Annotated in this window: 16 protein-coding genes; 12 read left to right on the top strand and 4 right to left on the bottom strand. The window is 32.2% G+C overall.

Annotated features, from left to right (window positions below; genetic code table 11):
* Positions 1–176: 176 nt before the first annotated feature.
* Entirely contained in the window at positions 177–1,607 is a 1,431-nt protein-coding gene (locus MHB70_RS12170; RefSeq protein WP_001010237.1) for an ABC transporter permease, read from the top strand.
* Between the two features lie 11 nt (positions 1,608–1,618).
* Complete coding sequence (locus MHB70_RS12165) at positions 1,619–2,296, top strand: ABC transporter ATP-binding protein (RefSeq protein WP_000447845.1); 678 nt, start codon at positions 1,619–1,621, stop codon at positions 2,294–2,296.
* A gap of 294 nt (positions 2,297–2,590) precedes the next feature.
* On the opposite strand, the gene MHB70_RS12160 is transcribed toward MHB70_RS12165, so the two are convergent.
* The gene (locus tag MHB70_RS12160) at positions 2,591–2,773 is read right to left on the bottom strand and encodes a hypothetical protein (RefSeq protein ID WP_000273228.1); all 183 of its coding nucleotides are present in this window, start codon (positions 2,771–2,773) and stop codon (positions 2,591–2,593) included.
* A gap of 326 nt (positions 2,774–3,099) precedes the next feature.
* Complete coding sequence (gene bla / locus MHB70_RS12155) at positions 3,100–4,032, bottom strand: class A beta-lactamase (protein WP_061529793.1); 933 nt, start codon at positions 4,030–4,032, stop codon at positions 3,100–3,102.
* 604 nt (positions 4,033–4,636) lie between these two features.
* Here bla and MHB70_RS12150 point away from each other — a divergent pair.
* The 4 genes from MHB70_RS12150 to MHB70_RS12135 all read left to right on the top strand — a co-directional run bounded on the left by MHB70_RS12150 (position 4,637) and on the right by MHB70_RS12135 (position 6,674).
* On the top strand, positions 4,637–5,161 hold the full coding sequence (locus MHB70_RS12150; protein WP_061529792.1) for a DUF6843 domain-containing protein: 525 nt from the start codon (positions 4,637–4,639) through the stop codon (positions 5,159–5,161).
* A gap of 32 nt (positions 5,162–5,193) precedes the next feature.
* Positions 5,194–5,427, top strand: a complete 234-nt coding sequence (locus tag MHB70_RS12145) for a hypothetical protein (RefSeq protein ID WP_000979111.1) — start codon at positions 5,194–5,196, stop codon at positions 5,425–5,427.
* Positions 5,428–5,865: 438 nt separating this feature from the next.
* Positions 5,866–6,018, top strand: a complete 153-nt coding sequence (locus tag MHB70_RS12140; protein ID WP_002038895.1) for a hypothetical protein — start codon at positions 5,866–5,868, stop codon at positions 6,016–6,018.
* 206 nt (positions 6,019–6,224) lie between these two features.
* Positions 6,225–6,674 (top strand): NUDIX hydrolase, encoded by a 450-nt coding sequence (locus MHB70_RS12135; RefSeq protein WP_001202614.1) that lies wholly within the window; start codon positions 6,225–6,227, stop codon positions 6,672–6,674.
* Positions 6,675–7,001: 327 nt separating this feature from the next.
* Here MHB70_RS12135 and MHB70_RS12130 read toward each other — a convergent pair whose 3' ends face one another.
* Together MHB70_RS12130 and MHB70_RS12125 are read right to left on the bottom strand one after the other, a co-directional pair.
* A complete protein-coding gene (locus tag MHB70_RS12130; protein WP_061529791.1) occupies positions 7,002–8,474 on the bottom strand; it encodes a sensor histidine kinase in 1,473 nt (490 codons plus the stop codon).
* Positions 8,467–9,132, bottom strand: a complete 666-nt coding sequence (locus MHB70_RS12125; RefSeq protein ID WP_000800729.1) for a response regulator transcription factor — start codon at positions 9,130–9,132, stop codon at positions 8,467–8,469. Before MHB70_RS12125 ends, MHB70_RS12130 begins: the two co-directional genes overlap by 8 nt.
* 441 nt (positions 9,133–9,573) lie before the next feature.
* On the opposite strand from MHB70_RS12125, the gene MHB70_RS12120 reads away from it, so the two are divergent.
* From MHB70_RS12120 to MHB70_RS12095, 6 genes are all read left to right on the top strand, one after another.
* Positions 9,574–10,266, top strand: a complete 693-nt coding sequence (locus tag MHB70_RS12120; RefSeq protein WP_000540715.1) for an HAD family hydrolase — start codon at positions 9,574–9,576, stop codon at positions 10,264–10,266.
* 198 nt (positions 10,267–10,464) lie between these two features.
* Positions 10,465–10,833 carry a DUF4180 domain-containing protein gene (locus MHB70_RS12115; RefSeq protein ID WP_061529790.1) on the top strand — a complete coding sequence of 123 codons (369 nt, stop codon included), beginning with the start codon at positions 10,465–10,467 and terminating at the stop codon, positions 10,831–10,833.
* Between the two features lie 134 nt (positions 10,834–10,967).
* Positions 10,968–11,471, top strand: a complete 504-nt coding sequence (locus tag MHB70_RS12110) for a MepB family protein (protein ID WP_001058755.1) — start codon at positions 10,968–10,970, stop codon at positions 11,469–11,471.
* Positions 11,472–11,657: 186 nt separating this feature from the next.
* Positions 11,658–12,425 carry an arylamine N-acetyltransferase family protein gene (locus MHB70_RS12105; protein WP_061529789.1) on the top strand — a complete coding sequence of 256 codons (768 nt, stop codon included), beginning with the start codon at positions 11,658–11,660 and terminating at the stop codon, positions 12,423–12,425.
* Between the two features lie 282 nt (positions 12,426–12,707).
* The gene (locus MHB70_RS12100; protein ID WP_000110838.1) at positions 12,708–13,361 is read left to right on the top strand and encodes a YdeI/OmpD-associated family protein; all 654 of its coding nucleotides are present in this window, start codon (positions 12,708–12,710) and stop codon (positions 13,359–13,361) included.
* Positions 13,362–13,486: 125 nt separating this feature from the next.
* Complete coding sequence (locus MHB70_RS12095) at positions 13,487–14,602, top strand: NAD(P)/FAD-dependent oxidoreductase (protein ID WP_000844376.1); 1,116 nt, start codon at positions 13,487–13,489, stop codon at positions 14,600–14,602.
* Positions 14,603–14,673: the final 71 nt, after the last annotated feature.

The following is a 14,673-nucleotide window of genomic DNA, read 5'->3' as shown; positions in this document are numbered from 1 at the left end:
GCTCTCATTCAATGAATCTTAATATATATGGACTAGCTCCTTACCAATATTCTTCACCAAAGTCATTGAATAACTACACATAAACTCCTTATATCTCTAGATAAACTACCGATTAGCTCCATATAGACTCTAGATAACCTATATAGAATATAAGTTATCAAGGAGGTAAGAAAAAAATGAACTTTATGAAAAGAGCAATTCTCAGTATGAAAAAAAGAGTAGGAACATCATTAATTTTGATGGCAGTCTTCCTAATTGTTACAAATTTAGTGTTGGCAGGATTTACAATCCAAAATGCATCAAAAAAAGCTGCGGATGCAGCAAGAAAAAAACTAGGTGCAGATGTTACTTTAAGTCTTGATTTTGACAAATTAGGTCAACAGGCTCAGGAAACTGGAGAGATGCCTAATCCACCGAAGCTCAACACGAAAGAAGCAGATCAGTTAGCGAAGTCAAAGTATGTAAAAGACTATAATTACATAAGCAATACATTCGGAATCTCGGATGGACTTAAACTAGTAGGAGCTTCAGAAGGAGAAGAAGAAGGAAAGGGTAAAGCGGGAATGGCGGCTGTACGAGGCGGTTCAAGCTCCGGTACAGAAATAGATATGAATGCTTCTTTTATGATTGAGGGAGTTCGCAAGACTGCATTACAAGAAAGCTTTAAGAACGGAAAAAGTAAAATCATTGATGGGAAACCAATTACAGAACAGATGAAAGATCAGAATGTAGCTTTAATGGAAAAACGATTAGCGGAATTAAACAATTTGAAAGTAGGAGACAAAGTTAAAGTGCAATCAGGGGATAAGAAGGAAACCCTCGAGGTTGAAATTATCGGTATTTACGAAACGAATGAGCAAGCAATGGGTCAACAGGCCCCTCCTATAATGGATCCAGCTAATAAACTATATATGCCGCATTCAACTATGAAAAAATTTGAAGTAGATCAAGGTATAAGTAGCATTCAAGTCGTGTATTTCTTGAAAGACCCACAAAACATTGAAGCATTTAAAAAAGAAGCAAAAAAATCTAAAATTAATTTTAATTACTATAAATTAGATGCACATGATTCATTGTACAAACAAATGATTGGGCCTATCGAAAATATCTCATCTACTTCTCAAATGATTATTTATATTGTATCAATTGCAGGTGCGATTATATTAGGATTAATCATTATGTTATCGATTAAAGGACGTCGTAAAGAAATGGGGATTCTATTGTCCATTGGAGAAAAAAAGTGGAAGCTGATGGCGCAGTTCGTAGTAGAAGTAGTATGTATCGCTATTTTAGCTTTTGGATTATCCATAACAACAGGAGCTAAAGTTTCTCAATATATAGGGGATAATTTACTTTCAAGTGAAGTTGCTACAGCAAGCGAAGAAACAAACAACCCGCAAAATGGGACTGTAATGATGTCTGGACCTGGTGGAACTGTACAAAATCAAAAAGAGGATCCGATTGATAAAATTGATGTAAGTGTAACAGGAGAAGATGTAGGCAAAATGGGAGGGATAGGACTAGCTATTGCTATATTAGCAACGCTTCTTCCAGCATTATCAATTCTACGTTTAAATCCAAAACAAATTCTTTTAAAAGATGAATAAGGAGGATCGATATGGAAACGATTTTACAATTTAAAAATTTGGATTATTATTATGAAAGTAATGGGAAAAATGTAGCGATACTAGATAATGTTAATTTTTCTTTTCAAAAAGGGCATTTCTACACAATTTTAGGACCATCTGGATCTGGTAAAACCACAACTCTGAGCTTAGGTTGCGGACTGGATGTCCCTAAAAATGGTTATGTCCTGTATAATGGAAAAGATATTCGAAAAATTGGTTTGGATCGATACCGCAATCAACATGTATCTGTAATTTTCCAATCTTATAATTTGATTACCTATATGACTGCTCTTCAAAATGTCCTAACAGCAATGGAAATTACAGGTGTTAAAGTGCAAAATAAAACTGCAAGGGCATTAGAATTATTAGAAAAGGTAGGACTCACAGAAGTAGAAGCGAAACGTAACGTTCTGCAACTAAGTGGCGGGCAACAACAGCGTGTAGCAATTGCTCGAGCATTATCTTGTAATGTTGATTTACTGATTGCGGATGAGCCAACAGGAAACCTCGACGAAGAAACGGCAATGGATATAATAGAACTGTTTCAAGAACTTGCACATAAAGAAAATAAATGTATTATTGTTGTGACGCACTCACAGGAAGTTGCTAAAAAATCTGATCGTGCAGTTTATTTAAGTAAGAAGAAGTTAGTAGTAAATGAAATTTAAAATAAACACTCTAGGTTTTTAATTCACATAATATTAAAAAAATATTTCTTCAAATATTAATAATTGATATACAATAAAACCAAGCCATAATCAAAATGGTCTCCCTGTATTGAATGTTAAGATAGTTTGTTGTTCCTTTTTTAACAATATTAAAAAAAGAACTTGTAGAATATTCTACAGGTTCTTTTTGTTATGACCGGTTAACTATATCAATGAGGAATTATATATGAAAAACAGGACATTACCTAGATATATGATCTAAATACCGTCCTGTTTAATTGTTTATCTGTATAGTTATTGAAGAATTAAACCTACAATCATAATGAAACTAAATACTATCATCCAACCAAACGCACAATAGCCGAAAATTCTAATCCATTTAGGTAATTGATTCATGTTAACTTTATTTGTGGGAATTCCTTGCATAGAAAACATCATTTTTTGATCTCTATCCCTATTATTTTGTTGTTCATACATAATATCATCACCCTTCAAGAACAATTGTGTTTATAGTATATCAGTCTGGAGATAATTAAGCACAGAATATTCGACAACTATAGTGAATAAACGTGTATTCCAGTGCTGCATACTAAATTTCAAAAAACTAAAATTGGATTACTCAAAAGCTATATATAAAGTATTTGCTCATTTAAAACATAATCACCCTTTTAACAAGAGATGCTTATTATTTGGTATTGAATAATTTAAATACATTCAATGATACTTCTTAGCGTTTATATACGTAAATGTCTTTCAAACGATATGTACCGTAAAGTAGGAGCAGCTTACATTCATGACTATTATTATTTATTCGTTACTTTTAAAACATCTAACACTATTTTCGTTGCATCTGCAATAAGCTTATCATCGTACTTCGCATCCTCTTTCGCATGATTAGAAAGTATCGCAAGAATAATTGGCTTCTTATTTGGTGGCCAAATGATTGCGATATCATTCCTTGTTCCATAAGATCCAGAGCCAGTCTTATCGGCTACTTCCCATTCTCCTGGAACTCCAGCACGAATTAAGTTGTCCCCCGTAGTATTTCTTTTCATCAAATCTATTAAAAAGTTTCGTTTCTCAATTGAAAGTATATCGCCTAGCGCGTAGTCTTGAAGACTAGTAGCTAATGCCTTTGGGGTACTAGTGTCACGAGTGTCTCCTGGCTGCGCTTCGTTTAATTCTGGTTCAAAACGTTCAGGATTTGTGACAGTATCTCCTATTTCTCTCAGTGATTTTTTGAATTCACTTGGCCCACCTAATTGCTTAAGAATAAGATTTTGTGCAGTATTATCGCTATATCGAATGGAAGCATCCGCAAGTTCTTTCAAAGTCATACCTGTATCTATATATTTTTCAGTAATTGGATTGTAATTCACAAGATCTTTGCTAGTATACTTAATTCTTTGTTCTAAATCTTCTATTGATTTCTTTTGTAACAGTGCTCCAACAGCAAGTGCTTTGTGGGTAGATGCGTATGCAAAACGTTCATCTGAACGATAAGTAACAGTTTGATTCGTACTTGTGTCCAATGCATAAATACCAAGTTTAGCATCATATTCTTTTTCAAGTTTAACAAAAGAATGATTACTTGTATTTTCTTGTTTTGTTTGTTTCGGAGGTTCGGATTGAATATTACTATTGGAACAGCCTATAAGCGTTACACATGAAAGTAATACTACAGGTAGCATCTTTTTATAATGCGAAATGTGAAAAAACTTCTTTGGAACGATCATACATTTTCAACCTCTTTCAAGAATTTATGGATTTTGTATTGGTATTTTACATACCAATACAATTAACAAATGTACAGGATAGGACTCATCTTGTATTTCTTGCATTACAAAAGGAGAGAACTACCAAGAACACCTTTTTATACGTAATAGACAATCTAAGTAACACATTTGTTCCATTTATGAGTACGGTTTTTAATATATCCATTAATTTTATTTATAAAAATCACAAAAACAACAAGCTCCATCACAATATCATCGGAAATATTATCTAAAGACGATGATTTTTCAAATGGCTTTTATCCTAGACGAATTAATGTCATGTTGTGGCTACGCAGATACATTGCTGACCATCTGCACGTGACCACTTTATCTTTAGTAAACAATAAGATTTACAAAGTGAGAAACAATGAGAGGATTCCTTTTTTTCAACTAAAGGAGAGCTTTAGTTTATGGGACCTTCCTTAGTCTTTCTTTTTAGGGAATACCACATCACCATCAAGCTAAGGAAAGCTGTCTTTAAACCAGAAACTTATTCTATCCAAGGAAATATATTGCATTATATAATAAATACTATACCATTCTTACAAATAACGGGAGAGACTCTATGAGAAACGTAATAATTTATTTCGGAATCTTTTTTATGATTGTATTAAGCGGTTGTATCCGATTTGGAAAAGACACCACAAATACGATTTATCTCATTCCTGAAGCGTACGAAGGAGATTTAGTGATACTATACAATGTACCTGGAGCGGAATTGTTGCCAGAAGAAGATGGTTTTCGTGTAGTTACATTCACCGCAGACGGAACCGCAGTAACATCTACAGCCGATATGAAATATGGTACGGTCAACGATACCTATTACACGGTAAACAAGGAAGGGAAGCGCACAAAACTTGACGAGAACTGCATACGCGCTGGTTCAAATGGAAGCACTACTGAAAACGTTGGTGAAGAAAATGAGCACACTTTCCCATATGCAAAATTTGAAGTTACACAAAGTGCATGCTCACAAAGCTTTTCATCAAATGGAAGAGAAGTACCAGAAAATCAAGAACATCCTGTAGAAAATAAGCTGCGGGACTTACTGGCACGTGTAAAAGAGCAGTATATGAAAGTGAAAAGCTAGATTTTTAAATTTTAAAAAGAGTGAATTGATGAATGATGTTAGGGATAGGATTGATTGTGTTAGGCATTTTAATTGTTAGCATTGTATCTTACCGAGAAATAAAAAAAGCAGGGGGCGTAACCTGGATCGAAATTGTATTCTATCCCTTTGGATTATTAATAGGTGCGCTACTAGACCACTTTGATCTACCAGAGTTTTTAATCCTGTTAGGTTTACTATGTATTGTATTTGGTAGCTGTATGGTCATGGGCGTCAATATTTTATAAAATTGAGAGTTAAGCATCTGAATCAGATGCTTTTTTATTTTATTCTGTAATTCTTATTTTTAATGTCTTGTATGGTGAAAACTAAGGCACATAGGGATAGCAATGCAAGTATAAAGCTTAACCAGTTAAATGTACTGTCCATAATAAGTATTGAGATGAAGATGCCATAAAAATAAATTAACATCGCAATAAAAAGATATGCATCACGTTTTAAAGACTTTAAAGTTCCTATTCGTTTCACCTCTACTTTCTGATGTTATGTTACAAAAAAGAACCCGCACATCTGCAGATTTTCCAGATTATGATTTTTAAATATGTAACTCAGTTCTAACGATATAATATGTTGAGTTACTAAAAAATCAAATATAAAATTGTAAAAAACTTTTATAAATCTTGATGCGTTAGAAATATAGGGCGAATCTTTACGAACTGTTTCCTATGAATACGATAGCAGATGGAACGATCAATGCGTATGAATATGATGGATTTGGAAACCGTACGAGTGATATCATTTTAATTCTTCTGCAAATGGTAGTAGTTCATCTTGAATCGAGGGATTCATTAGAAAGGATGACGCTTTTGAGTATTTGAGGGTATTAAAACCTCTTGAGTTGATGGACATGTATGGTGACCCCCGTTTATGAAAAATAAAATTCTTTAAAAATGGAGAGCCGCGACCATAAACCTGCATTATTAATGTAGAATTGTGATGCCGGCTCTTTATTCACTAAAACGGCAAGTTAGTGAATAAATTGTTCATATGTATTTAAAGCTTATTTTCGGGAGGAGCTTAAACAATGAGAGCACCATATCAAGTATTGATTTTTCCTTATATAAAAACGGATGATTCCATTCAATATGCCATTTTTAACCGAAGTGATTATGGTTATTGGCAAGGAATAGCTGGTGGTGGAGAAGATGGTGAGACTCCTATTGAATCAGCAAAACGGGAAGAGTTTGAAGAGGCTGGTATTATAAGAGAATGCCCATATATAACATTAGATTCTGTGTCGTCATTACCAGTAGAGGATGTAGTTGACGGATTCCTTTGGGGAGAAGAAGTTTATGTAATAAAAGAATTTTCTTTTGGAGTTAAAGTTCCTACAAAAAATATTTCATTATCTAAGGAACACTTCAATTATAAATGGTTATGCTTTGAGGAAGCAGTAACCCTTTTGAAATGGGATAGCAACAAAACAGCATTGTGGGAATTAAACAAAAGGCTATTAAAACAATTAAAGTGTTAGCTAACAAAGACGTTAGTGGAACAACAATTGAGCAATTTAAAAAAGCTTTGCCACACTTCAAATGCAGCAAGGCTTTTATTTTTCTTATTGTGGTTTTTTTGATGTGCGGTCTGTACCTCAACATCAACGGTAATAACTATAGGTTTTCTAAAACCAACTAGTGATCAAATCCATTTAAAAATTTTATATATACAATTGTTATGCTAACTCCAAAATCAAATTATAAAATGAACTATCCTAAACTTGAATCAATTTCATAATCTATTTCCACTATAATGATTTCATCATAAGTTTATACTTACTACAAAAACAAATAAACTCGTCCTACTAAGAGGGGAGTTTGTTTGTTTTTTGTTTAGATAATGGAATGTTCATGCAAAATTGCACACTATGTTCCATATTTTTTATAGAATACTTTATATCTAGCGTTTCAAGAATTTGTTTCACAATATATAGTCCTAAACCGCTTCCTCCAGTATTTCGATTCCTTGATTTTTCAATTCGATAAAACGGTTTGAAAATTTGTTGTATATCTTCTTCTTTAATATTGACACCTGTATTCATAATTTGCATTTTAATTTGACCTTGTTTAGGATCCTTACTTAACTGTATATAAACTTTTTCATTATGTGGTGAATACATAACCGCATTATGGATAATATTTTTACATGCTTTTTCTAAAAGAACATAATCTGTATAAACGGAAAGGTCAGAATCAATTTCTTTTATTATTTGGATGTTTTTTTGTGAAGCGAAAAATTCGAGATCTTTTGTAATTGTATTTATTAACTTTGAAAGATTAACTTTTTCTACTTTTAGTTTAAAGGTGTGTTGTTCTAATTTCGATACGCTTAAAATTTCACGAACTAATTGTTCCATACTTTCAATAATTTGATGATTCTTCTTTAAATATTGATCGCGATTTTGATAAGGGCCAATATTGTATATCATTCCTTCTAAGTATCCTTTCATTACAGTAAGAGGGGACTTTAATTCATGTGCTACAATCGCAAAAAACTCTCTGCGTTTTGTTTCTATTTCTCTTTCTTTTTCAATATCATTTTTTAATTGTTCATTTGCTTTTTTTAAATCAAACATAGCTTGTTGCAAGTTAATAGACATGTCATTCAAACTATTAGATAATTCTCCTAACTCATCTGTAGAGCGAACCTCAATTTTTTCGGAGAAATCTAAATTTGCCATCTTTTGTGCACCTTCATTAATATAAATAAGTGGATTTGTAATAAACCTGGAATAAAAATAAGCACTCCCTATACCAATAACGAGCACAATGATACTAATATAGGGGAGAAAGCGTACTAAAACCTGTGAAGCTTCATCAATCGGTTGAAATGTAGCAAACACTACAAGCGTTAAACTACCATCTTGAAATTGAATTGGTTTCGTAACGTTATATGAATTGCTAAGGGTACTTGCATTCTCGAATCGTGTTGCTTTAGTAACTACTGTTTTTTGCGTACCACTTTGAATAAAAGAAAATGAAGGAGAGTAAATAATTATTCCTTCTTTATTTTGAAGATAAAGCATCGCATTATTTTTTTTGGCGTATTCATCAAAAAGTGGTATCGCATCTTGAAACGTAAGATTTTTAGATTTATCAATGATTTCGTTTATCCCTGTTTGAAGTTGATCTGTTTTATATTGCTCATAAAACGTCGGAAGAAAGAAGTATAAAGTTAAATAAATCAATATTGCAAAGGATAATAAAATGAGAGATGTAGTCATAAAGAGTTTATAAGTAATTTGCTTCATTTTCATGAGTTTCACAATACTATTCATCAATTTTATATCCAATACCCTTTATTGTTTTAATATAAGGGATAGCTAATTTTTTGCGTAGGTTTTTAATATGTGTATCGATTATTCGTGTTTCTCCAAAATAATCGTAACCCCAAACCTTTTCAACGATATTTTCTCTTGTGAGTACTTTTCTCTCATTTTGAAATAGTAGTTGTAGAATTTCAAACTCTTTTGTCGTTAATATAATTTCAACGTCATTTACATATACTCTATATGCATCCACATCAATACGCACTTCTTTAAATATCAAATGATTATTTACATTTTTATCATAACTTCTTCTAAGTACAGCTTCGACTCGTCTAATCAAAACATGAAATGAAAAGGGCTTTGTTATATAATCATCGATCCCAAGGTCGAATCCTTTCATTTGATCTTCCTCTTCTTCCAACGCAGTTAGCATAATAATTGGTACGTTTGACTGACTTCGAATCATTTTAGAAACTTCAAACCCATTAAGATTGGGCATCATGACATCTAGAAGAATTAAATCAAATGATTGATTATTAAATTGTGTCATACCCTCTAGTCCATCTGAAGCGACTACCACTGTATAATGCTGTGTCATTAAAAATTGTTTAATTAATTCCTGAATTTCTTGATCGTCCTCTACCACGAGAATATGATAGTTTTTCATAATATCACCTCTGGTAGTCATTATAGCCGTACTATCTGGAGTTTATGTGGAGATACAATAGGAACTTCATAGGACGTTTAACGTATTAGCTTCATTTTCAAGAATGTGTATTCTCCAAAAAAATATTATTAGCCATATTCCGTTTTATGAAAAAATAATTGTATGCTTGAAAAAACTTATCGTATGAAAAGCTGAACGATTTATATTTCTAAAAAACTAATGTATAATATTGGGAACTACATGTGATTTCTTAAACTGTGTGAACATATACTTTCGCTACTTACTAGAAGGGGAAACGGAAATGAATTTCAATAAAAAAAAGCTAGCGAAATTATAGAGTGTACGTCACAAACTTTAGAGTTTTTTTGCTAATTTAGTAAACGCTTAAGGTGTGAACTAAGGATTATTTAAATCATGCGAGAAAGGTTGTGAAATTATTTGATGGGTTATAAAGCGATGCTGTTTGATTTAGATGATACATTACTTGATAGGGATAAAGCAGTAGAGGCATTATTTTTAATTGTGTTAGAAAAGTGTTATGAAAATGTAGATGGTGCGGCTAAAAGCAACATGTTACAGAAATTCAAAGAATACGATAAAAGAGAATATGGCATAAGTAATAAAACGACAGTTTTAGAATCATTGTTTGATGAATTCACACCAAGGTATAGATTGCCACGCAATTACATCCAAGATTTTTGGAATAATAATTTCCCTAGATGTTTTTCAATAGACCAAAATACTATTCATTTCTTAAATCAAATAAAGAAGCACTTTAAAGTTGGAATTATAACAAATGGATCAACTCAGAGGCAAAAAGCTAAAATATTTAACACGAATTTAAATAGGTATTTTGAAACAATTATTATTTCTGAAGAAGTGGGATTTAGTAAACCTGATAAACGTATATTCGAACTAGCATTAAATGAGCTAAATTTACAACCGGAAAATACTTTATTTGTTGGGGATGACTTAGAAAAGGATATTGCTGGTCCTCAAAATGCAAATATAAAAGGTGTGTGGTTTAACCCTCAGAAAATCAAGAATACTACCAAAATACAACCATATGCCGAGATTAACACTTTGGATAGTTTGTTAAGTTATGTTACTCCACAATATTTTTATAACAAGTAAAAGAAATTATATATATATTCAAAAATACAAAAAAGAAACTATCATTAATTTCATTGACCGTATTAGTAATAAAAAATAGATATTTACAATAAAAAATAGAGGCGATTTTAATAGCTGCGGCTAATTTAATCTATGATTAATACGAAGTTTTGTAAAACAATTTTACTCATACTGTGTAAATTATAAAGGGGTGGGACTATGGAAATAAAGAAAGTAGTAATCGATGGAATCAATATTGCGGTCATTAGAAACGATAAGATATTAATATCGGATGTTCAGTCTGCATTAGATACTATGGCAACAGTTCAATATGATGTAGATGCGAAACATATTATTATCCATAAATCTTTAATAAGTGAAGATTTCTTTGATCTAAAAACACGGCTTGCGGGCGATATCCTTCAAAAGTTTATAAACTACAAGGTAAAGATTGCTATCGTTGGGGATTTTTCTATGTACACTAGTAAAAGCTTAAAAGACTTCATTTATGAATGTAATAAAGGTAATAATATTTTTTATTTAGCAACTGAACAACAAGCAATTGAAAAATTGGGTACATTGAAATAATCTAGTCAACCTGCATAATCATATTCCACTAAAATAACCCTCTTTTTCACGTCGTTATTACTATATATTATCTACACGATATATAAGAACTAATGTTTGTGATAAACTAAAAGGTGGATAAAGGGGGAGTTTACTTGAACAACTTTAATGATATCATTCAAAATTTAAATGACATAGTATATAAACCTAATAACTTAATAATCACTAATCTAAAAGAAGAAAGACAAAACTCAGAGTATGCTGGGGCGTTATTTCACTTAAATAACAAAACGATACGTTTTAGAGTATCAAAAATTACTCCTAACAAAATTGGTCAATTTGTTTCTTTTTGGGAGAAAAATGAAAACATGCAAAATCAAGCGTTTTCTTATGACGCTGCTCCTGACTTATTAGTTATCACATGTATTAATGATCATAAACTAGGACAATTTATTTTCCCGAAAGAGATTCTTCTTGAAGAAAAAATATTAAAAACTCAAAGTCAAAAAGGAAAGATGGCTATGAGAGTTTATCCTATATGGGATAACCCTGTTAGTAATCAAGCTAAAAAGAGCCAAATGTGGCAACTTCAATATTTTATTGATTTAAGTAATATTAATAGTGTATCCATAGACAAACTATTACATTTATATTCGTAGCATCCCAGAGTAAATAAGAGGCATTTTAATGATGCCTCTTATTTTAATTTCTTATATTAGGTTATCTTGTGAATTAGAATTTTTGTACCGGTACAGTTAATCGAAATGTACATTGTTACAGTACCTCATCACATATACAATCAGCATATATTATTTTAACTTATAACTTATTAAGGAGTGCTGAATATGACAGATTTACAAGACCAACTCTTTACAAGATTAAACCTTGAAAAACGTACTGAAATAAAGTTTGAAGAATTAAGTACAATACTCTTTGCATTTGCTCACACAATACCGTTTGAGAATTTAGATGTTATAGCAGGTAATATAAATGCAATTTCTATGAAAAACTTACAAGAGAAAATTTTAACTAGTTCCCGCGGTGGGCTTTGTTATGAATTAAATACTCTTTTTTATTATTTTTTAAAAGATAGTGGTTATGATGTACAACTCGCACTAGGTACTGTATATAAAAATGATATAAATGCTTGGGCACTTGAGGACGGACATATAACAATTATTTTAAATAAAGATAACGTACAGTATTTAATTGATGTAGGTATAGCTTCGTTAGTACCTCTCGTTCTTGTACCTTTTACTGGTGAGTCTGTTTCTTCAAAAAACGGTTCGTACCGGGTGAGACGAAAAGATACGAGTAAAGGCAATTATGTTCTAGAAAGAATAGATGTTGATGGAGAATGGAAAATTTGTCATGCTTTTTATACTCATATTATTGACGAGACAGTAGTAAACGATGTTCAAAGAAGAGTGGTAGAAGATGAAAAGTCTATTTTCAATAAAGGACCAATTGCAGTAAAGTTGACGAACGCTGGCCATATCTCTTTAACGAATTCTAGTTTAACTGAAATGATGTATGGAGCAAAAACTAAGCGTGAAATTACAGAAGATCAATATAGAGAGCTTTTATATACTTTATTTGCTATTGAGTTGTGATTATACAAATAGCCTGTTCTTATTCGGAATCGGCTATTTGTATAATTTTTGGTTTAAAAGGTTTTCTTCTAATGTTTTTAATGTTTCTGCAGCCTCTTCATATGAATTAAAAACTGGTTCTTTTCCATCATCCTCTTGTAAAACCAGCTCTTCAAATAAAGATTTTTGTTCTTTTGAAACAGAATAATACTATTTAAAGTTTGATTTTCTAACTAGATATAATACACTAGAACAGTATAAAAAAGTATGTACAATGAATTTCGAATGTAAAGGAAGATTATTATGTCAGTTATCGATAAATTGAAACTTGATAAGTATACGAATATGGTTGTTATTAACGAACCAAGTGATTATGACATTTTCACAGGTAAAGAAACTGCATTTTCAAAAGAACACGATGCTATTTTTATTTTTGTTGAAACGCTTGATGAAATGGTGAAACAAACGAATTTTATTATTAGTAATGAAGCATTATTACTTGAAAAAGGTTATGTGTTTTTCGCATATCCGAAAAAAGGTAATGCTCGTTACAGTACGTTTATTCACCGTGATGAGATGTTTCCAGCATTAAGCGTTGGTGAAGATGGATATGTAGGAGAAAGCGAAATTAAATTTGCTCGAATGGTAAGTATGGATGACGTCTTTACTGTTGTAGGCTTAAAGCGTGAAAAGAAAAAAGCGACGAAAACGCCTGCTATGAGTCAATGTGTTGCCGATTATGCAGATCGAATTAAAGATGTTGAAGCTTTATTAGCTAATCATCCCAATGAACTTAAATTTTATCAAAGTTTAACTCCTGGATATCAAAAAGATTGGGCACGTAATTTATTTTCTGTGAAACAAGAAAAAACACGTGAAAAACGTTTTGAGAAAATGATTGAAATCCTTTCACAAGGCTATAAAACAATTGAATTATTCCGTAAGAAGAAAAAATAACGATTAGGAAAGTCACAATGATGAAACAATTAATTGCGATGAGTACATTGAAAAAAGGATTCCTTCTATTATACTTAAGAATGTTCTTATATTTATATAATTAGTAAAGAGAAAAGGTGTTTGAAATGAAATCGTATATTGTAGTTGGATCTGGAATTTTAGGAGCGTCTACTGCTTATCATCTGGCTAAGGCTGGTGCGAATGTTACTATCATGGATCGCCAACAATTAGGGCAAGCAACTGATGCAGCAGCAGGTATAGTATGTCCATGGCTTTCACAACGTCGTAATAAAGCGTGGTATAAAATCGTTAAAAGCGGTGCACGTTACTATTCTTCGTTAATTCAACAATTAGAAGAAGACGGTGAAACGGATACAGGTTACAACCGTGTAGGTGCAATTAGTTTACATACTGACGAGAAAAAACTAGATCAAATGGAAGAGCGAGCTTATAAACGACGTGAAGATGCACCAGAGATTGGTGAAATTACGCGTTTATCAGCTGAAGAAACGAAAAAATTATTCCCGGCATTATCAGAAGAATATAGTTCTGTTCATATTAGTGGTGCTGCAAGAGTAAACGGAAGATTATTACGCAACGCATTAATAAGCGCTGCGAAAAAACATGGTGCAACTTTCATAAAAGGAGATGCAGTATTAGTCCGTGAAGGGAATCATATTACTGGAGTTAAAGTAAATGACGAGACAATTTTAGCAGAAAAGGTTATTGTAACTGCTGGCGCATGGGCGAACGAAATATTAAACCCATTAGGAATTAATTTCTTAGTTACGTTCCAAAAAGGACAAATTGTTCACCTGCAAATGGAAAATACAGCAACAGAAAATATGCCTGTTGTTATGCCACCAAACGATCAATATATATTAACGTTTGATAATGGTCATGTTGTAATTGGTGCAACACATGAGAATGATACTGGTTTCGATCACCGTGTAACTGCAGGTGGTTTACATGAAGTATTCCATAAAGCGTTAGCAGTTGCACCTGGCTTAGAAGATGCTACAATGCTTGAAACGAGAGTAGGATTCAGACCATTCACACCAGGATTCTTACCTGTTATCGGACCAATACCTAACTTTGAAGGAATTCTCGTTGCGAATGGATTAGGAGCTTCAGGTTTAACAGCTGGTCCATACTTAGGAGCAGAACTTGCTAAACTAGCGCTCGGACAGCCTATTGAATTGGATTTAAATGATTATGATGTTGCTGGTGCAATTGAATGATAAAAAAGATTAGGAGCGAATCCTAATCTTTTTTATTTATAAATATTTTCTTGTAATTATATCACTACCAA

It is taken from the genome of Bacillus sp. FSL M7-1020, assembly GCF_038050415.1.
GTDB lineage: Bacteria > Bacillota > Bacilli > Bacillales > Bacillaceae_G > Bacillus_A > Bacillus_A toyonensis.
This window is presented reverse-complemented; position numbering and strand designations above follow the sequence as displayed.